17 protein-coding genes are annotated in these 18,156 nt (G+C 68.9%); 9 read left to right on the forward strand and 8 right to left on the reverse strand.

The annotated features are described in order from the left end of the window. Nucleotides 1–96 precede the first annotated feature (96 nt). Nucleotides 97–483, reverse strand: coding sequence for a VOC family protein (locus HWX87_RS17255; RefSeq protein WP_176048245.1), 387 nt, complete (start codon nt 481–483; stop codon nt 97–99). 321 nt (nt 484–804) lie between these two features. Between HWX87_RS17255 and HWX87_RS17260 the strand changes: the two genes are divergently transcribed. Then, the gene (locus tag HWX87_RS17260; protein WP_176048533.1) at nt 805–1,440 is read left to right on the forward strand and encodes an isochorismatase family cysteine hydrolase; all 636 of its coding nucleotides are present in this window, start codon (nt 805–807) and stop codon (nt 1,438–1,440) included. A gap of 135 nt (nt 1,441–1,575) precedes the next feature. On the opposite strand, the gene HWX87_RS17265 is transcribed toward HWX87_RS17260, so the two are convergent. From HWX87_RS17265 to HWX87_RS17275, 3 genes are all read right to left on the reverse strand, one after another. Then, nucleotides 1,576–2,307: a ribonuclease T2 gene (locus tag HWX87_RS17265; RefSeq protein WP_176048246.1), complete on the reverse strand. Its 732-nt coding sequence runs from the start codon at nt 2,305–2,307 to the stop codon at nt 1,576–1,578. A 265-nt stretch (nt 2,308–2,572) separates the two neighbouring features. Next, nucleotides 2,573–3,151, reverse strand: a complete 579-nt coding sequence (locus HWX87_RS17270; protein WP_176048247.1) for a hypothetical protein — start codon at nt 3,149–3,151, stop codon at nt 2,573–2,575. Between the two features lie 93 nt (nt 3,152–3,244). Further along, nucleotides 3,245–4,642, reverse strand: coding sequence for a DUF308 domain-containing protein (locus tag HWX87_RS17275; RefSeq protein ID WP_176048248.1), 1,398 nt, complete (start codon nt 4,640–4,642; stop codon nt 3,245–3,247). A gap of 340 nt (nt 4,643–4,982) precedes the next feature. Between HWX87_RS17275 and HWX87_RS17280 the strand changes: the two genes are divergently transcribed. The 7 genes from HWX87_RS17280 to HWX87_RS17310 all read left to right on the forward strand — a co-directional run bounded on the left by HWX87_RS17280 (nt 4,983) and on the right by HWX87_RS17310 (nt 12,606). Continuing rightward, complete coding sequence (locus HWX87_RS17280) at nt 4,983–5,621, forward strand: hypothetical protein (protein ID WP_176048249.1); 639 nt, start codon at nt 4,983–4,985, stop codon at nt 5,619–5,621. A gap of 84 nt (nt 5,622–5,705) precedes the next feature. Then, nucleotides 5,706–6,263 (forward strand): helix-turn-helix transcriptional regulator, encoded by a 558-nt coding sequence (locus HWX87_RS17285; protein ID WP_176048250.1) that lies wholly within the window; start codon nt 5,706–5,708, stop codon nt 6,261–6,263. A gap of 81 nt (nt 6,264–6,344) precedes the next feature. After that, nucleotides 6,345–6,926 (forward strand): HD domain-containing protein, encoded by a 582-nt coding sequence (locus tag HWX87_RS17290; protein ID WP_176048251.1) that lies wholly within the window; start codon nt 6,345–6,347, stop codon nt 6,924–6,926. 54 nt (nt 6,927–6,980) lie between these two features. Next, the gene (locus tag HWX87_RS17295; protein ID WP_176048252.1) at nt 6,981–7,709 is read left to right on the forward strand and encodes a class I SAM-dependent methyltransferase; all 729 of its coding nucleotides are present in this window, start codon (nt 6,981–6,983) and stop codon (nt 7,707–7,709) included. A gap of 268 nt (nt 7,710–7,977) precedes the next feature. Beyond that, nucleotides 7,978–9,171, forward strand: a complete 1,194-nt coding sequence (locus HWX87_RS17300; protein ID WP_176048253.1) for an efflux RND transporter periplasmic adaptor subunit — start codon at nt 7,978–7,980, stop codon at nt 9,169–9,171. Between the two features lie 2 nt (nt 9,172–9,173). Continuing rightward, nucleotides 9,174–11,219, forward strand: a complete 2,046-nt coding sequence (locus HWX87_RS17305) for a MacB family efflux pump subunit (protein ID WP_176048254.1) — start codon at nt 9,174–9,176, stop codon at nt 11,217–11,219. A gap of 13 nt (nt 11,220–11,232) precedes the next feature. Continuing rightward, nucleotides 11,233–12,606: an efflux transporter outer membrane subunit gene (locus HWX87_RS17310; protein ID WP_176048255.1), complete on the forward strand. Its 1,374-nt coding sequence runs from the start codon at nt 11,233–11,235 to the stop codon at nt 12,604–12,606. Nucleotides 12,607–12,640: 34 nt separating this feature from the next. Here the strand turns inward: HWX87_RS17310 and HWX87_RS17315 are convergent, their stop codons facing one another. After that, nucleotides 12,641–14,179, reverse strand: a complete 1,539-nt coding sequence (locus HWX87_RS17315; RefSeq protein WP_176048256.1) for an MFS transporter — start codon at nt 14,177–14,179, stop codon at nt 12,641–12,643. A gap of 178 nt (nt 14,180–14,357) precedes the next feature. On the opposite strand from HWX87_RS17315, the gene HWX87_RS17320 reads away from it, so the two are divergent. After that, nucleotides 14,358–15,278, forward strand: coding sequence for a LysR family transcriptional regulator (locus HWX87_RS17320; RefSeq protein WP_176048257.1), 921 nt, complete (start codon nt 14,358–14,360; stop codon nt 15,276–15,278). A 43-nt stretch (nt 15,279–15,321) separates the two neighbouring features. On the opposite strand, the gene HWX87_RS17325 is transcribed toward HWX87_RS17320, so the two are convergent. The 3 genes from HWX87_RS17325 to mmsB are packed head-to-tail and all read right to left on the reverse strand — an operon-like array spanning nt 15,322 to nt 18,148. Further along, complete coding sequence (locus tag HWX87_RS17325; RefSeq protein WP_176048258.1) at nt 15,322–16,461, reverse strand: enoyl-CoA hydratase/isomerase family protein; 1,140 nt, start codon at nt 16,459–16,461, stop codon at nt 15,322–15,324. Then, nucleotides 16,458–17,249, reverse strand: a complete 792-nt coding sequence (locus HWX87_RS17330; protein WP_176048534.1) for an enoyl-CoA hydratase — start codon at nt 17,247–17,249, stop codon at nt 16,458–16,460. Before HWX87_RS17330 ends, HWX87_RS17325 begins: the two co-directional genes overlap by 4 nt. Further along, a complete protein-coding gene (gene mmsB / locus HWX87_RS17335) occupies nt 17,249–18,148 on the reverse strand; it encodes a 3-hydroxyisobutyrate dehydrogenase (protein ID WP_069252269.1) in 900 nt (299 codons plus the stop codon). Before mmsB ends, HWX87_RS17330 begins: the two co-directional genes overlap by 1 nt. Between the last annotated feature and the right edge of the window lie 8 nt (nt 18,149–18,156).

Here is an 18,156-nt window from a genome sequence, read left to right on the forward strand (position 1 = left end):
CGCCGAAAATGGCGAAGCGATCGGGCTGCCGAATCGATCCGCCCCGACGCAAACCCAATGAGGCATGCGTCGCTTGAACGCTAACGCCCTGCGCGCTCATTCAGCTTGCGCGAAGTTCAACTCGACGCCGTTTCCGCACGGATCGTTGAAGAAAATCTGCACCTGGCCCATGAGCAGAACGTACTCGCGTGTGAATTCCACGCGGGCGTCGGTCAGGTGACGCGCCATTTCGCTGGCATCCGCGCAGGAAAACGCGACGTGATCGAACGTATTGGCAACGTTCGACGAACGCGACTCGTCCGGCCGCGCTTCCGTCAGATGCAGCACGTCTTGCTTACCCGCGTACACCCCATACCCGAAGCGCTTGAACGGCGGGCGAAACCCTTCCTGCAAGCCGACGATGTCGACATGGAAATCGCGAAGCACATCGAGTGTCGATCGATCCGCCCGCAGATTGTAGTGATTGAATCCGGCAACTGGCATGACCTGTAGCTCGTGTTGGCGCAACGTGACATGAAATGGCACCGCCGCTTTGGACACGATCCACGCGAAACCGGCCAACCGGCAGCGGCGAACAGTTGCAGCCGACCATCAACATCGGCGTCGCCCTGCCGCGACCGACCGTTGGTCGATCACGCGCTCGCCAGTATATTGCGGCCGCGCGCAAACCTGGCGTCGCTGCGACGAAAACTGCCGCGCGACGCAGCAAAATGCCCCTACGAAAATCGCATCGGCGGCCGACCCGATTTTCCGGTACAAATCGGGGACGCTGAAATTCCCGCGGGCTATCGGAGACCCTCGTTCATGACTCGGCAAAACGCACCGGATATCGCATCGACACCCCGCACGAACCCCGGCGACGACCCATCCGCGCCGATTCCCGCCATCGTGCCGTCAAGCACGGCGCTGCTCGTCATGCATTACCAGACCGACATCCTCGGCCTCTTTCCGTCGGTCGCGCCCGGGCTGCTCGCCAATACGCGCCGACTCTGCGATGCGGCGCGGGCAAGCGGCATCGGCGTCTGGTTCGCGAACCTCCGGTTCAGCCCCGGCTATCCGGAAGTCAACCCGCGCAACAAGAACGGCCAGGGGATCAAGCAGCTCGGCCTCTTCATCGACGACGGCCCGTCGCCGGAGCTCGGCCGGCAGGCCGACGAGCCGCTGATCGTCGCGCACCGCGCCAGCGTGTTCTTCGGCACCGATCTGCAAGCGCGGCTGGTTGAACAAGGCGTCGATTCGCTGATCATGGTCGGCATCGCGTCGACGGGCGTGATGCTGTCGTCGATCGCCCACGCGAGCGACGCGGACTTCCGCCTGTATACGGTCAAGGATTGCTGCTACGACCCGGACCCGGTAGTTCACGAGCACCTGTTCTCCACCGCCTTCGAATCGCGCACGACGGTGCTGTCGCTCGAGGACGCGTTGCGGCTGCTCGCATAAGCGCACGCTACGCGCACACGAGCCGAGCCGCAGCGCGACGCACCGAAACCGGCCCGGCTGCCGTGGCCGGGCATTCCGCCGAAGGTGCAATGGGCGACGGCGTGCGCGACGACGCACGCGCCGCCCCCCTCCCCGTTACTTCGCGATGTACACGCCCGACGTCGGGCACGTGCCCTGCGTATTGCCGTCAGTCACGAGCGACGCCGTGCTCGGGAACTGCGCGGCCGCATTCGTCTTCACCGCGATCCAGGCTTCGGTGAAGTAGCTCACGCCGTTCGTCTTCGTGCACTTCAGCGACACCGCGCTGCGCGTATTGCTGCCGAATGCGCCTTCGAATGCGGACAGCAACTGGTTGCGCGTAACCGTCTTGCCCGCGTTCGCCTGCAGGAATGCGTTGAACGACGTATTGCCGAGCCGGCTGATCATGCCCGACGCCTGGTTCCAGTAAGCATCGGGCGTCGCCGAATTCGAGCAGGTGCCGTGCTTGAACCATTCGTGCTTGTCGAGACACGACGCGACACCCGGCATGTACGTCGACAGCGTGTTGCGGGTCGCGCTGCTGATCGGATAGGCGTCCATGCTGCACCACTGGTGCGCGTTGTCGAGGTCGATGTCGTTCTGCGGCACGCCGCAGTAGAACGGCTGGTTGCCGTCATAGCGGTTCGGCCACAGGCCATGCAGCGACAGGCTCGTCGCCGCATACGAGCCGGCGAGGTTCGTGCATTCCGGCGTGTCGTGCGACGCGCAGAAGCCGGGCTCCCACGATGCGGCGAGCAACAGGTAGTCGTAGCTGGTCTGCGCGGCGGCGTGCAGCGACACGGAAGCGACGGCGAGTGCGGCAGCGGCGCGGGCGAGCGTCTTGAGCATGGCGTGTTTCCTCGGAAAAGGCATGCGGTCGCGGGATGCGCCGCACGGTTGTCGAATGTCTGCCCGCGATTGTTGCCGTCGCAACGTGGCACGAATATGAAGGTGGACGAAAGAATTCGCGGGCCGCCCGGACACCCGGCATGCCGATACGGGTCAGGCCGGCCACGATCGCGAGCGGCCGACCGTCCCGCCGCGCGCCGGACACCGCACTATCGATGCCGGCACGTCGACGGCCGCGCGACACGCATCCGCGGCGAACGGGCACTCACGAACCGGTGCCGAGCTGCGTGCACGCACGCGCGGACGCTTCGGGGCCTTCGAGCGCGAGAATCTGCCACACGCCGATGCTGACGCGCTGGCGCGCCGCCGTCGACGCATCGGCCAGCAACGCCTCGACACGCGGTGCGGCATCGGGCGCCTTCTGCTGCAGCGCCGCGTGATGCCGCGCGCGCGACGCCGGCTCGGATTCGTACACGTCGCAGAGGCGCACCATGCCGGCGAGCCCGGCCACGTCGTCGTCCTTGTCGATCGCGCCGGGCTCGACGGGCGCGAGCCCCTTGCGCTCCTCCGGCGGCAGCTTGTTGCGCGCGCCTTCGTCGATCGCCGTGGCGGACGCCGGCGGCAAGCCGCCGATCGCCGCGACGATCCGGCTGCCCGCGGCGATCATGTCGCCCTGGCATTCGATCTTCTCGGCGGCCGCGACGTTCGAGCAGAACGATACCGACGTCCGGTACACGTCGTTGCTCATGCGCGGCACTTCGTCCGTGCTGGCCTGCGCGAGGCCGGTGCTGGCCAGCACGAGCGCAGCGGGAATCAGGATACGGAAAGCTCTCGTCTCGTTCATTGTCGTCGTCTGTGGGTTGTTATGGCGGGCACACTCGCCGGGCCGCACGGTGGCGCCCCCTGTCACGCCGGGCCCTCGTCCGGCGCCACGCGATCACTTCATCGACGCCGCCTCCGATCCGCCGGGCGACAGCGCCGCACTGTCCTGCTCGCGCCACGCACGGCGCGACGCCATGATCGCCTTCACCGCCGAACGCGCGACCTTCCACCACGCGAACGGCCGCGGATCGGCGAGCATGCTGAGCGCGCGTGCATAGTCGAGCGTGAGGCCGGGCGTCCACGCCATCGTCACCGCGCGCTTGCGGATCTGCGCGGCCACCCACAGCTCGGGCGTCAGCAGCAGCCGCACGAACGCGCCCCACCCGGCCCGCGTGCCCTTCAGCCGCCACACCGCGCCGTCGAGCGCGGCTTCGAGCGCATTCGACACGGTGCTCGAGCAGTTGCGGTGCGTGAGGTTGTACGTGACGTCCTGCCGGTACGACGACCAGAATGCGCCGAGCTTCGCCGGATCGTAGTTGCGGATGCGCACGCGCACGGTCGACGGGCACCACGCGTTCGACTCGGTCGCGTAGTCGGGCTGGAACAGGCCCGGCACGTCGTTCTCGTGCGTCGCACGCAGGATGCGCGTGAATTCATCCGGAGAACGATCGATTTCGACGCCCGGGTACAGGCTGATATAGATGCCTTCGGGCGACTCCAGCGCCGCATGCCCGGTCGAGATCACACCGTTGACGTCCACCGCCGCGATATAGCGGTCGATCACCGGATAGCGCTGCGCTTCCGCCTTCGACGTGCCGGTCGGCGTCCACACATGCACGGTGAGCGCAGGTTCGCCGTCGGCCGGCGGGCCGTCCCATTCGGATTGCGCGAACCGCGGCCGGTCGCGTGCATCGTCGAGATCGGGCACGAGCGCGGGCGAGGTCGCGAACGCGGGATTGCGCGTCAGCCGCCGCACGCGCGCGGCGAGGCTCAGCATGTGCATGCCGCCGAACATCAGCAGCAGGCCGAGGCAGTACGGCACGGTGCCGACGTAATGCGTCGGGTACGGCTGGAAGAAGAACACCGCCAGCAGGATCTCGATGACGCCCCACGCGAACGCGACGTTCCAGCGGCGGTAGCGCACCATCCACGCGGACGTGCACTGCAGCAGCCCGTCGACGAGGAACAGCGTGCCGAAGATCATCGACAGCAGGAAATGGCCGTGGTGATGGCCGGCGAACACGAGCCCCGCGGCCACCACGACCACGATGCCCTTCACGTAGCGCAGGATGCGCTGCCCGCCGACGCCGCTACCGGCCACCGCGAGCGTCGCGAGCCCCTCGATCAGGAACAGCCACGCGAACAGCTCGATCGGGAAATGCAGCGCGCCGTCGAGCGCGTCGACGAAAATGCCGACGCCGGCTGCCACCCACACCCAGCCGAGCACGGTCAGGCCGCGCCAGCGGGTTCGCAAGTATTCGATGCCCAGCAACAGCAACACCAGTCGTACCATCGCGCCCTCGTGTCGTTTTTCGGGATACGCGCGGCCTCGCGTTCCCGGTCATGTCGGCCTGGCGTCGTGCGACGCGGCGGCCGGAAGGCGGTCATCGTTGCCGGCGCGTCATGCCTCGACATGACCGATGGCGGCCGGCACGCGCCGCTCTGGCCGAATAATAAGATATGGCGGAGCCGGTTGAAAGCGGGACGAAAACGTTTTCGTCCGCGGGCGGGTCAGTCCGGCCGGCCGCTGCCATGGCAGATTTCCCGTTCGACAAGCTGCCGCGGATACGCGAGAATCCGGCTTCCGAGGGCGAAAGCCACCAAACCGAACCGCACAGACGGGACAACAAGAAATGAGCACATTCATCACGCGCCGGCGCCTGCTGGTCGCCGGCATGGCCGCGAGCAGCCTCGCGCTGTCGGGCTGCTTCACGCCGAAGCTGTACAAGGACGACGCATACCGCGAATACGTCACGAGCTTCATGATCACCCAGGACGGCAAGAAGCTGGTCGTCCTCGGCACGAACTACCATTACATCTTCGACCTGCCGGCGCAATTGCGGCCGGTACTGTTGTCCGGCTACCGGAAATCGCTGCATACGACGTTCGCCGACTTCCATGCGCGCGGCGGCAGCATCACCGGGCACTACCGGATCGTCTTGCCGAAGGACGCGCCGGACGACGCCCGCCAGGCCGCGAGCACCGACGGATTCACCGCCGAGCCGGCCGGCCTCGTGCTCGAAGGCGACATCGAAGGCAAGCGCTATTCGACGGAAGGTTTCGCCGAGCAGGACAAGGGCGCCGCGCAACCGTTCAACCAGCGGTACTCGGTGTACATCAAGGAATCGCCGTCCGTCGTCGGCATGGGCCTGCGGATCCTCGCCACGCCGATCACGGTGGCCGCCGATGGCGTGCTCGTGCTGGGCGGCATCGTGCTCGTGCCGTTCGCGGCCATCGCGATCGAGGCAAACGGCGGCCTCAAGATCATGTGACGGCGCAGGCGTCGCCGCCGTTGCGCCGGTGACGCCAGACCACGACACGCGAGCGCAACCAACGACCGCAACCGGAGCGTCGCCATGACCGCGTCACCGCTACACGCGCCGCCGCTCGGCCCGCAGCTCAAGCGCTGGCGCGCGCTGCACCGCGTCAAGCAAAGCCATGCGGCCGAACTGTTCGGCGTCGCGCAGTCGACGATCTCGCGCTGGGAAGCCGGCCGCCAGCAGATGTCGCCCGACGAACGCGCGACGGCCGAGCGGCTGCTCGCCGCGCGCCTCGATTCCGCCGGCGATCACGCGCTCGCGCGGCTGATCGCGGGCAGCGCGGGCCGCATGCATCTCGTGTGCGATCTCACGCACACTCTGCTCGCCTGCTCGCCAACGCGCGCAGCCGAATTCTCGCAACCGCTGTCGATGCTGCTCGGTACGTCGCTGTGGTGCTTCGCGACGCCGGAGATCGTCCGCATGGAAGCCGCGCTCGACCCGCTCGGCTGGCATGACCGCGCGGGGCCGCCGAGCGTCGAGTTCGACACGGGCGCGAACGCGTCGCGCGTCGTGCCGATCCGCGGCAGCCGGTGCCGATGGACGCGCATGACGCTGTCGGACGGTTCGGCCGCGCGGCTCGTCGAGACGCTTTAGCGCGCACCGCGCATATTTCATGCGTGGACGAACCGCGCGCGGCCGGCGTACGCTGGACGGCTCATCGCAAGGACGACGATCATGAACCCCGATACGATCCACGCGCGACTCGATTTCCTGCGCGAAGCCGAACGCCTGAAGGACGTGCTGCGCAGCGGCCACACATCGGGCGGCCGTCCCGAAAGCACGGCCGAGCACAGCTGGCGGCTGTGCCTGATGGCGCTCGTGTTCGCCGACGCGCTGCCCGGCATCGACACGCTGAAGCTGCTGAAGCTGTGCGTCGTCCACGATCTCGGCGAGGCGCTGCATGGCGACATCCCCGCGATCGAGCAGGCCGCACACCCCGACAAGAGCGCGCACGAACGGGACGACCTCTTGACGCTGACCGCATCGCTCGACCGCGCGCGGCGCGACGAGATCGTCGCGCTGTGGGACGAATACGAGGCAGCGGCGTCGCCGGAAGCGCGCGCGGCGAAGGCGCTCGACAAACTCGAAACGATCCTGCAGCACAACCAGGGCAGCAATCCGCCCGATTTCGACTACGCATTCAATCTCGACTACGGCCGCCGCCATACCGACGCCGCGCCGCTGTTCAGCGCGATCCGCGCCATCGTCGACGCCGACACGCAGCGCAGGATCGACGCGGGAAGGCACCCCGCGTAAGCTCGCGGGTTCGGGCACGCCGCACCGTGTGCCCGCTCGCACGAGGCCCGACGCATGGCGCAGAACATCTACGACGACCCGGCCTTCTTCGAAGGCTACAGCCGCCTGAACCGCTCGGTTCTCGGGCTCGACGGCGCACCCGAGTGGCCCGCGCTGCGTGCGTTGCTGCCCGACCTGCGCGGCCGCAGCGTGCTCGACCTCGGTTGCGGCTACGGCTGGTTCAGCCGCTGGGCGGCCGATCACGGCGCGGCCAGCGTGCTCGGCGTCGACGTATCGGAGCGCATGCTCGAACGCGCGGCATCGACTGCCGCGCATCCGGCGATCACGTACCGTCGCGCCGACCTCGAAACGCTCGCGTTGCCGGACGCCGCGTTCGATCTCGCCTACAGCTCGCTCGCGTTCCACTACATCGCGCATCTCGACACGCTGCTGCGCACGATCCATCGCGCGCTCGTGCCGGGCGGGCAGCTCGTGTTCTCGATCGAGCATCCGATCTACACGGCACCGCGCCGGCCCGGCTTCGTCGTCGACGCGCAAGGCAAGCGATCCTGGCCGGTCGACGGATACCAGTGCGAAGGCGAGCGCGTGACCGACTGGCTCGCGCCGGGCGTCGTCAAGCAGCATCGCACGCTCGGCACGCTCGTGAACCTGCTGATCGGCAACGGCTTCACGCTCACGCACCTGGACGAATGGGGGCCGACGCCCGAGCAAGTCGACGCGATGCCCGCACTCGACGAGGAACGCGACCGCCCGATGATGGCGATCGTCGCCGCGCAGCGGTAGCTGCGAGCCCGCGCGCGATGCCTTCCCGGATCGCAATCCCGACGCCGCCCGCCCCCGCTCGCGCGCGGCATTCGCACAATTCAGCACAATTTCCACACGATTTGTCGCGAAATCCTCGCTTACCATGAGCGCCTGATTCGACTCGGCACGCCCGCGCGATGCGAACGCGGATGCTGTCGCGGGCGCTACGCCCGGCATGCGACGCCGACCGGATCGTCCCGCTCGGCCGCACGCATCGCCGGCGCCGCTTCATCCTCGCAGTGTTCTCATGGCCCAGAAGACCCATCGCCGCCGGCGCATCGTGCTGGCTACCCTTGCCGTCGTCGCGATCGCCGCCGGCCTCACGCTGAAGGCCTGCGCGCCCGACAAGCATCCGCAGTACCTGTCCGCGCCCGTCACGCGCGGCGATCTCGAGAACGCGGTGCTCGCGACCGGCGCGCTGCAGGCCTTCAAGCAGGTCGACGTCGGCGCGCAGGTATCGGGGCAGTTGAAGACGCTGAAGGTCAAGCTCGGCGACAAGGTCACGAAGGGCCAGTGGCTCGCCGAAATCGACCCCGTGATCTCCGAAAACACGCTGCGCCAGGCGCGCGCCAGCGAAGAGAGCCTGCGCGCGCAGCAGCAATCGACCGCCGCGCAGGTGACGCAGGCCGAACTCGCGTTCCGGCGCCAGCAGGCGATGCTGCCCGACGATGCGACGTCGCGCGAATCGTTCGAGGCCGCGCGCGCGACGCTCGACGTGCAGCGCGCGACCCTCGCGTCGCTCGCCGCGCAGATCCGCTCGGCCCGCATCCAGATCGAAACGGCACAGGCCAACCTCGGCTACACGCGCATCGTCGCGCCGATCGACGGCGAAGTCGTCGCGATCGTCACGCAGGAAGGCCAGACCGTGATCGCGCAACAGCAGGCGCCGGTGATCCTGAAGCTCGCGAATCTCGACACGATGACCGTGAAGGCGCAGGTATCGGAAGCCGACGTGATCCGCGTGAGCGCCGGCCAGACCGCGTATTTCACGATTCTCGGCGAACCGGACAAGCGTCACTACGGCAAGCTGCGCGCGATCGAGCCGGCGCCGCAGAACTACGCCGACGCACAAAGCACGCTCGGCGGCGGCGCGGGCGGCAGCGCCAAACCGAACGCCGCGGTGTTCTACAACGCATTGTTCGACGTGCCGAATCCCGAGCACCGGCTGCGCATCTCGATGACCGCGCAGGTCAACATCGTGCTCGGCAACGCGCGCAACGCGCTCAGCATCCCGGCCGCCGCGCTCGGCGAGAAGCGCAAGGACGGCGCCTATGCGGTGCGCGTGCTGCGCGCCGACGGCAGCACGGAAACGCGCAACATCCGCATCGGCATCAACAACAACGTGCGCGTCGAAGTGCTGGCCGGCCTGAAGGACGGCGAGCGCGTCGTGATCGGCGAAGCCTCCGCCGACGACCACGCACCGCTGTCGGACGTGGTGTGACGATGAGCCAGCCCCTGCTGAAACTCTCGGCCGTCACGCGCCGCTTTCCGGCCGGCGACAAGGACGTCGTCGTCCTGAACGACGTCAGCCTGTCGATCGACGCGGGCGAGATCGTCGCGATCGTCGGCGCATCGGGCTCCGGCAAGTCGACGCTGATGAACATCCTCGGCTGCCTCGATCATCCGAGCGAAGGCATCTATACGGTCGGCGGGCGCGACACGCACATGCTCGACAGCGACGAGCTCGCGCAGCTGCGCCGCGAACACTTCGGCTTCGTGTTCCAGCGCTATCACCTGCTGCCGCACGTCGACGCGGTCGCGAACCTCGAAATGCCGGCGATCTACGCGGGCACCACGCGCGCGGCGCGGCACGCACGCGCCCGCGAGCTGCTCGCGCGCCTCGGGCTCGCGGATCGCGCGCACCATCGCCCCGGGCAGCTGTCCGGCGGCCAGCAGCAGCGCGTGAGCATCGCGCGCGCGCTGATGAACGGCGGCCAGGTGATCCTCGCCGACGAACCGACCGGCGCGCTCGACACGAAAAGCGGCCAGGACGTGATCCGCATCCTGCACGAGCTGAACGCGCTCGGCCATACGATCGTGATCGTCACGCACGACAAGGCCGTCGCGCGCCACGCGCGGCGCATCATCGAGATCAGCGACGGCGAGATCGTCGCCGACCGGCCGAACCGCCAGTACGCCGAAGCGCTCGCGGAAGCCGGCATCGAGGCGGCCGACGCCACCGCGACGGCAGCCGCCGCGCCGCGCGCAACCGATCGCCACGACGAACCGACGCCCGCAGACACCGGCGCCGATACCGATACCGGCCCGCGCGCCCCGCGCTTCGCGGCCGGCACGGGCCGCTTCGCCGAGGCCTGCCGGATGGCGTGGATCGCGCTCGTGTCGCACCGGCTGCGCACGCTGCTGACGATGCTCGGCATCATCATCGGGATCACGTCGGTCGTGTCGATCGTCGCGGTCGGCGAAGGCGCGAAGCGCTACATGCTCGACGAGATCGGCAGCATCGGCACCAACACGATCAACGTCTATCCGGGCACCGACTGGGGCGACAGCCGCGCGGACACGATCCAGACGCTCGTACCGGCCGACGTCGCCGCGCTCGCCGAGCAGCCGTACGTCGACAGCGCGACGCCCGAAACGTCGCGCACGCTGCTGCTGCGCTACCGTAACGTCGACGTCAACGCGCTCGTGAGCGGCGTCGGCGACCGCTTCTTCCAGGCGCGCGGGATGCGCTTCGCGTTCGGCGCCGCGTTCGACGACGACGCGGTGCGCCGCCAGGCGCAGGTCGCCGTGATCGACCAGAACACGCGCCGCAAGCTGTTCGGCGCGACGCGCAACCCGATCGGCGACGTGATCCTGGTCGACAACGTGCCGTGCGTCGTGATCGGCGTGACGGCCGACAAGAAGAGCGCGTTCGGCAGCGTGAAAAGCCTGAACGTGTGGGTGCCGTACACGACCGCGAGCGGGCACCTGTTCGGCCAGCGCTATCTCGACAGCATCACCGTGCGCGTGCGCGACGGCCAGCCGAGCGCCGCCGCCGAGAAAAGCCTCGAGAAGCTGATGATCCAGCGCCATGGCCGCAAGGATTTCTTCACGTACAACATGGACAGCGTGGTCAAGACCGTCGAGAAGACCGGCCAGTCGCTGACGCTGCTGCTGTCGCTGATCGCCGTGATCTCGCTCGTCGTCGGCGGGATCGGCGTGATGAACATCATGCTGGTGTCGGTCACCGAGCGCACGCGCGAGATCGGCATCCGGATGGCGGTCGGCGCGCGCCAGTCCGACATCCTGCAGCAGTTCCTCGTCGAAGCGGTACTCGTCTGCCTGCTCGGCGGCACGATCGGCATCGCGCTGTCGTTCGGGCTCGGCGCGCTGTTCTCGATGTTCTTCACGCAGTGGAAGATGGTGTTCTCCGCCGGCGCGATCGTGACGGCGTTCGTCTGCTCGACGCTCACCGGTGTGATATTCGGCTTCATGCCCGCACGCAACGCGTCGCGGCTCGATCCGATCGATGCGCTCGCGCGCGACTGACGCAAGGCCCGCCATGACGCATTCCTCACCGCTTCGCCGCCTCGGCGCATTCGCCTGTGCGGCCGCGCTGCTCGCCGGCTGCGCGGGCACACGCCACGATCCGCTGCCGGCCGTCGCGATGCCCGCGAACTGGGCCGCGCCGATCGCGGCCGACGCGCCGGCCACCACGCGCGACTGGTGGCGCAGCTTCGGCGATCCGCAACTCGACGCGCTGATCGACGACGCGCTGCGCGCCAACAACGACCTCGCGATCGCGGCGATCCGCGTGTATCGCGCGCAACTGCAAGCCGGGCTCGCCGATACGAACCTGACACCCAACGTGACGGCCGGCGCGAACGGCGCCGTGTCGCGCACGCTCGATACGCACCGGATGAGCCGGTCGAGCGGCATCAACGGTTCGCTCAGCTATGAAATCGACCTGTGGGGCCGGCTGGCCGCGCTGCGCGACGCCGCGCGCTGGGAAGCCGATGCGACGGCCGCCGATCTCGAAGCCGCCCGGCTGTCGCTGATCGGCACGACCGCGTCGCTGTACTGGCAGATCGGCTATCTGAACCGGCAGATCGCGCTCGGCGACGCGAACATCGCGTATGCGGTGCGCACGCTCGCGGTCGTCCGGTCGCGGCACACGGCCGGCGCCGTGTCGGGGCTCGACCTCGCGCAAGCCGAACAAAGCCTCGCCGCGCAACGCGCCGCGCAGACGCAGCTGATCCAGCAGCGTACCGAGAACCGCCACGCGCTCGCCATCCTGTTCGACCGACCGCCGCAGCAGCGTGCGGCCGAACCGCCGGCGCTGCCCGACGCGGCGCCGCCGGAAGTGGCGGCCGGCCTGCCCGCGAGCCTGCTCGGCCGGCGGCCCGACTTGCGCGCGGCGGAATTCCGGCTGCGCGAATCGCTCGCGCAGGTCGACGCGACGCGCACGAGCTTCTACCCGACCTTCACGCTGACCGGCAGCGCCGGCACGACGAGCACGAGCCTCGAGCGCGTGCTGACGAATCCGGTCGGCACGCTCGGGCTCGGCCTCGCGCTGCCGTTCATCCAGTGGAACACGATGCAGTTGCAGATCAAGGTGTCGAAGTCGCAGTACGAGGAAGCCGTGGTCGGATTCCGCCAGCGGCTCTACACGGCGCTCGCGGAAGTCGAGAATGCGCTGTCGGCACGCGTGCAGCTCGAACGCGAAGCCGAGCAGCGCGCACTGTCGCTGGCCCAGGCGCAGCGTGCCGAGCGGCTGGCCGCCGCGCGCTTCGCGGCCGGCGCGACCGCCGTGCAGCCGTGGCTCGACCAGCAGCAGGTGCTGAGGAGCGCGCAAAGCGCCGACGAACTGACGCGCCTGAACCGGCTCAACAACCAGATGACGCTGTACCGCGCGCTCGGCGGCGGGACGTCCTGACGGACAGTCGAATCCGGCAGGCGGCCCGGCCGCGTCATTCGCACACGGCCGCCCCGCGCCGCGCGGGCGCGAACGCCACCGCGCTCGCGGTCGCCAGCACGGCCACACCGGCCGCGCCGTACACCATCACCCAGCCGAAGCCGTGTACGAGCGCCGCATGCAGCGCCGCACCGGTCGGGTCGGCCTGCGCGAGCGCCGGCGCGATCGCGTGCAGCCCGTCGGTGCGGCCCGACGCGATCTCCTGCGCGAGCCGGCGCAGCGCCGCGTCGCCGATCGCGCCCGCCGCCCCGCCCTTCAGGCTCGCGACGATCCCCGCGACCAGCACGAAGCCCATCGCCGCGATGTTCAGCGCGAGCGAGATCATCCGCGCGCTCATGTCGATCCCCGACGCCATCCCGGCGCGCGAACTCGGCACGGCCCCCGTCGTCGTATTGGTGACCGGCGTGTTCGTCAATCCGAGCCCGATGCCGGCGATCACGCAGCCGGGCAGCATCGTCAGCCAGCTCGCATGCTCGGCCGCGCTGCCGAGCCGCATCAGCGCGAAGCCGGCCGCGATCGTGAACAGGCCGCCCGGAATCACGACGCCCGGCCCGTAGCGCAGCGCGAGCCGTTCGCCGAACGGCGGCGCGACCAGCGTCGGCAGCGTATACGCGAGCAATGCGAGGCCGGCCGTCACGCTGTCGTAGCCGAGCGCGACCTGGAACCAGATCGGCAGGTAGATCATGAACGGCCAGAAGCTGAAGTTCATCCCCATCGAGCCGAAGATCGCGCCGGTGAACGCGCGGATCCGGAACACCGAGAAGTCGAACATCGGCCGTGCGCTGGCGCGCTCCGCGATGACGAAACCGATCACTGCGAGCACGGTTGCGCCGAGCACGCCGAGACCGGCCGCGCTCGCGAGCCCCAGCTCGGCGCTTTGCGTGATGTAGAACGCGAGGCCTAGCACCGCGAGCGACAGCGTGACGATGCCTGCGACATCGAGCGTGCCCGCATGCGGATCGCGCGACTCCCGCACCGCGCCGCCGATCAGCACGAGCGCGACGGCCGCGAGCGGCGCATGGACGAGGAACACCCACGGCCAGCTCGCCAGCGCGACGATCGCGCCGCCGACGATCGGCCCGAAGCCGAGCCCGATGCCGAACACGATCCCCCAGATCCCGAATGCGCGACCGCGCTCGCGGCCCTCGCGGAACTGGTGCGACAGTACGGCAATCTGGCAGATCAGCATCGCGCCGCCGCTCGCGCCCTGCAGCAGCCGGCCCGCGACGAGCACCGGCACGTTCGGCGCGAGCCCGCACAGCAGCGACGTCGCACCGAACAGCACGGTGCCGATCACGTACACGCGCTTGCGGCCGAACCGGTCGGCAAGCGTGCCGGCCGCCATCAGTACCGTCGTGCATGCGATCGTGTACGCGTTCATGATCCACTGCATGCCGTTGAAATCGCCATGCAGCACGTGTTCGAGCGTCGGCAGGATCACCGGCACGCTCGAGATTTCGAGGCCGAACATCAGCGACGTGAGACAGACGGCCGCGAGCGCGACCGCATTCCTGCGGGAGTCGGATAGCGTCATGCGTATTGCGCGGCGGCCCGGCGACAGGCCGCGCGCCTCCAGGTGAGTGGGATTCGCCGCGTGCGGCCGGCATCGCACGCTGGACGGGAATCGGTACTATAGTGAGAATTCCCATCCCCATTGACGCATGCATTTCCACGAACTGGGGAATCTCAGGACTCAATCGACGCAACCCGTGATGACCGACAGACTCGACGGCGTAACGACCTTCGTTCAGGTAGTGGAATCGGGCAGCTTCGCGCTCGCGGCGGAACGGCTCGACATGACGCGCTCGGCGGTCGGCAAGGCCGTCGCGCGGCTCGAGAAGCGGCTCGGCGCGCGGCTGCTGCAGCGCACGACGCGCAGCCAGAGCCTGACCGACGACGGCCAGGCGTATTACGACCGCTGCGTGCGCGCGCTGGCGGAACTGGAAGCGGCGGAAGCCGATCTCGATTGCGGCCGCAACGAAGCCCGCGGCAAGCTGCGGCTGAGCGTGCCGCTCGCGTTCGGGCACCACTGCGTGACGCCGATCGTGCTCGACCTCGCGCGCAATTACCCGCACCTGCGGATCGACGTGTCGATCACCGACCGGTTCGTCGATCTCGTCGAGGAAGGCATCGATCTCGCGGTACGGATCGGCACGCTCGCGGACAGCACGAGCCTCGCGGTGCGCCGGCTCGGCACGCAATACGGCAGCCTCGGCGCCGCGCCGTCGTATCTCGCGCGCTACGGGATGCCGAAAACGCTCGACGACCTGAAGCAGCACCGGACGATCGCGTATTCACGCTCGGGCGTGGTCCAGCCGTGGGACTTGCGCGCGCCGGACGGCTCGACGGTGCGCATCGACATGCCGCATCAACTGAGTTTCGACGACGTGCAGGCGATCGCGGCGGCCGGCGCGTCGGGGTTCGGGATCGCATGGGTGCCGAGCTGGCTGCTCGACCATTACGTCAAGCGCGGCGAAATGGTCGTCGTGCTCGATCGCTGCTTCGTCTGCGAAGGCGACATTCACGCGATCTGGCCGAAGACGCGCTACCTGCCGCGCAAGACGCGCTGCGTGATCGACGCGCTCGCGCAGGCGATTCCGCCGATGATCGAGCGGCCGGACGAAGCGCGCTGAGATGAGTTGAAACCGACGCGCCGCCGCACGGCGCGCCGGGAGATCACGCCGCGCCGAGATCGGCGAGCGGATGCGCGAACAGCTTCCACGGCGACGTCAGGAAATGCCGCACGCGTTCGGCGCGCACTTCGACGAGCGACGCGGGCGCCCAGCGCGGCTTGCGATCCTTGTCGACGAGATGCGCGCGCACGCCTTCGCAGAAGTCGCCTTCCTCGATCGCGCGCGCCACGATGCCGAGTTCCATCCGGAACGATTCGGCCAGCGTCATCTGCCGGCCGCGCAGCAGCGCTTCACGCGTCACGGAGAGCATCGTCGGCGAATGGCTCGCGAGCGCATCGAGCGTCGCCTGCAGCCATTGACGGTGCTCGCGCGACAGGTCTTCGCGTGCGAGTTCCTGCGTCAGCGTCGCGACGATCCGCTCGACGGTCGAGCGCTTGTCGAAATGGCGCACGATCCACGGCATCTGGCTGTCGAGCGCCGCATGCGGCACCACGTTGCACGGCGGCTCGAATACCTTGCGCAGCAGCGGCAGCGCGTCGCCGTCCCACTTGACGTTTTCGATGCGCGTCTCGAACGTGTCGAGCCACGCGGACGGCACGCACAGATCCGCGAGTTTGGCGGTCAGCGCGTCGGCGCCCGACAGCATCGCGCCGGTCAGCCCGACGTACAGCTCGAGTTCGACCGGCATACGCGACAGGAAATGCGTCGCGCCGACGTCGGGCACGAGGCCGATGCGCGTCTCCGGCATCGCGATCTTGCTGCGCTCGGTCGCCACGCGCAGCGCGGCGCCTTGCGCGAGGCCCATGCCGCCGCCCATCGTCACGCCGTCCATCAGCGCGACCACCGGCTTCGGGAACGTGTGGATCGCGTAGTCGAGCCGGTATTCGTCGACGAAGAACGGCAGCCAGGTTTCGCGCTGCGCGACCATCCGGTACAGCGCACGCACGTCGCCGCCCGCGCAGAAGCCCTTCTCGCCCGCGCCGCGCAGCACGACCGCGACGATCTGGTCGTCGGCGCGACAGCGCTCGAACAGTGCGGCCAGTTCGCCGATCATCGCGTACGACAGTGCGTTGAGCGCGGCCGGACGGTTCAGCGTGATCAGCGCCACGCGGTTCACGACGCGGAACAGCACCTCGGGCGCGTGCTCCGCGAACGCGTCGTGATTCGTGACCGGCGTGCTCATCGTTGCGGCTCTCCGTCGGTGTTCCACTGCGGCGCGCGCTTGCCGAGGAACGCGGCCACGCCCTCGCGCGGATCGTTCGTCTCGAACAGGTCGACGAAGCGTTCGCGCTCGACCGCGAGCGCCGCGCTGCGCGGCACGCCGCGGCGCGCGAGGCCGATCAGTTCCTTGCTGTACGCGACCGCGTGCGGGCTCTGCCGCGCAACATTGCGCGCGAGCGCCAGCGCCGCATCGCGTGCGGCGCCGCTTTCGACCACGTCCTCGACGAGGCCGATCCGCAGCGCGGTGGCCGCATCGACCCGCGCGCCGGTCAGGATGATCTTCTTCGCCCAGCCTTCGCCGACGAGCCAGGGCAGCGTCTGCGTGCCGAGCCCGCACGGGAGCAGGCCGACCGACGGCTCCGGCAGCGCCATCTGCGCATGCGTCTCGGCGATGCGCAGGTCGCACGCGAGCGCGCATTCGAGCCCGCCGCCCATCGCATAGCCGTTGATCGCGGCGATCGTCACGACGCGCGCGTCATGCAGCGCCTCGAACGCCGCGCCGAAGCGCGACGCCATCGCGCGCGCGACCGCGCGGTCGCCGTCGGCGAACGTGTTGAGGTCGGCGCCCGCGCTGAAGAACTTCGGGCCGTCGCCGGTGATCACCAGTGCGCGCACGCGCGGGTTCGCATTCAGTTCCGCGACGGTTGCCTGCAACTGCTGCAGCCCGTCGGCGGTAAAGGCGTTCGCGGGCGGACGCTTGAGCGTCGCGCACGCGATCGCGCCGTCGTCGACGTAGTCCAGTTCGATCATCACGCGTCCTTCTTCGTTGCCGGTTGATACAGGCGGATCACCGCCGAGAAATCGAGTTGCCCGTCGCCGCGGCTGCTCATCGTCTGGTACAGCTGCTGCGCGAGCGCGCCGAGATAGACGGGTTGGCGCGCCTGCTTCGCCGCGTCGTTCGCGAGGCCGAGATCCTTCAGCATCAGGTCGGTGCCGAAGCCGCCCGAGTAGCCGCGCGACGACGGCGCGGTCTCGATCACGCCCGGATACGGGTTGTAGGTGTCCGAGCTCCAGCAGCGGCCCGTCGACGTGTTGACGATGCCGGCCAGCACCTTCGGGTCGATGCCGAGCGCGACGCCGAGCGACATCGCCTCCGACACGGCCGCCATCGAGATGCCGAGCACGAGGTTGTTGCAGACCTTCGCGACCTGCCCCATGCCCGTCGCACCGCAATGGACGATGTTCTTGCCCATGCCGGCGAGCACGGGCTTCACGCGCTCGAAATCCGCATCGCTGCCACCGACCATGAAGGTCAAGGTGCCGGCCGCCGCGCCGCCGGTGCCGCCCGACACCGGCGCATCGACGAACGCGCCGCCGTGCTCGCGCACCAGCGCGCCGAACGCCTGTGCGCTGGCCGGGTCGATCGTGCTCGAATCGATCACGGTCGCGCCCGCGCCGAGGCCCGCCAGCACGCCGTTTTCGCCCGACAGCACCGAGCGCACGTGCGGTGCGGCCGGCAGCATCGTGATGACGAACGTCGCGCCCGATGCGGCATCGCGCGGCGACGCGGCCACCTGCGCGCCGGCGTCCTGCAGCGCGCGCAACGCATCGGCGCTCAGGTCGAACGCATGCACTTCATGGCCGGCTTTCAGCAGGTTCAGCGCCATCGGCGCGCCCATGTGGCCGAGGCCGATAAATCCGATTTTCATTTTGGAGT

Source organism: Burkholderia sp. BCC1644, assembly GCF_902833225.1.
In the GTDB taxonomy this organism is placed as follows: Bacteria; Pseudomonadota; Gammaproteobacteria; order Burkholderiales; family Burkholderiaceae; genus Burkholderia.

Excerpts from the sequence above, each read along its gene's own strand:
- HWX87_RS17320 (WP_176048257.1), top strand. The coding sequence starts at position 14,358 with ATGACCGACAGACTCGACGGCGTAACGACCTTCGTTCAGGTAGTGGAA.
- HWX87_RS17290 (WP_176048251.1), top strand. The coding sequence starts at position 6,345 with ATGAACCCCGATACGATCCACGCGCGACTCGATTTCCTGCGCGAAGCC.
- HWX87_RS17330 (WP_176048534.1), bottom strand. The coding sequence starts at position 17,249 with ATGATCGAACTGGACTACGTCGACGACGGCGCGATCGCGTGCGCGACG.
- mmsB (WP_069252269.1), bottom strand. The coding sequence starts at position 18,148 with ATGAAAATCGGATTTATCGGCCTCGGCCACATGGGCGCGCCGATGGCG.
- HWX87_RS17315 (WP_176048256.1), bottom strand. The coding sequence starts at position 14,179 with ATGACGCTATCCGACTCCCGCAGGAATGCGGTCGCGCTCGCGGCCGTC.
- HWX87_RS17255 (WP_176048245.1), bottom strand. The coding sequence starts at position 483 with ATGCCAGTTGCCGGATTCAATCACTACAATCTGCGGGCGGATCGATCG.
- HWX87_RS17310 (WP_176048255.1), top strand. The coding sequence starts at position 11,233 with ATGACGCATTCCTCACCGCTTCGCCGCCTCGGCGCATTCGCCTGTGCG.
- HWX87_RS17325 (WP_176048258.1), bottom strand. The coding sequence starts at position 16,461 with ATGAGCACGCCGGTCACGAATCACGACGCGTTCGCGGAGCACGCGCCC.
- HWX87_RS17280 (WP_176048249.1), top strand. The coding sequence starts at position 4,983 with ATGAGCACATTCATCACGCGCCGGCGCCTGCTGGTCGCCGGCATGGCC.
- HWX87_RS17265 (WP_176048246.1), bottom strand. The coding sequence starts at position 2,307 with ATGCTCAAGACGCTCGCCCGCGCCGCTGCCGCACTCGCCGTCGCTTCC.
- HWX87_RS17285 (WP_176048250.1), top strand. The coding sequence starts at position 5,706 with ATGACCGCGTCACCGCTACACGCGCCGCCGCTCGGCCCGCAGCTCAAG.
- HWX87_RS17260 (WP_176048533.1), top strand. The coding sequence starts at position 805 with ATGACTCGGCAAAACGCACCGGATATCGCATCGACACCCCGCACGAAC.
- HWX87_RS17275 (WP_176048248.1), bottom strand. The coding sequence starts at position 4,642 with ATGGTACGACTGGTGTTGCTGTTGCTGGGCATCGAATACTTGCGAACC.
- HWX87_RS17300 (WP_176048253.1), top strand. The coding sequence starts at position 7,978 with ATGGCCCAGAAGACCCATCGCCGCCGGCGCATCGTGCTGGCTACCCTT.
- HWX87_RS17305 (WP_176048254.1), top strand. The coding sequence starts at position 9,174 with ATGAGCCAGCCCCTGCTGAAACTCTCGGCCGTCACGCGCCGCTTTCCG.
- HWX87_RS17270 (WP_176048247.1), bottom strand. The coding sequence starts at position 3,151 with ATGAACGAGACGAGAGCTTTCCGTATCCTGATTCCCGCTGCGCTCGTG.
- HWX87_RS17295 (WP_176048252.1), top strand. The coding sequence starts at position 6,981 with ATGGCGCAGAACATCTACGACGACCCGGCCTTCTTCGAAGGCTACAGC.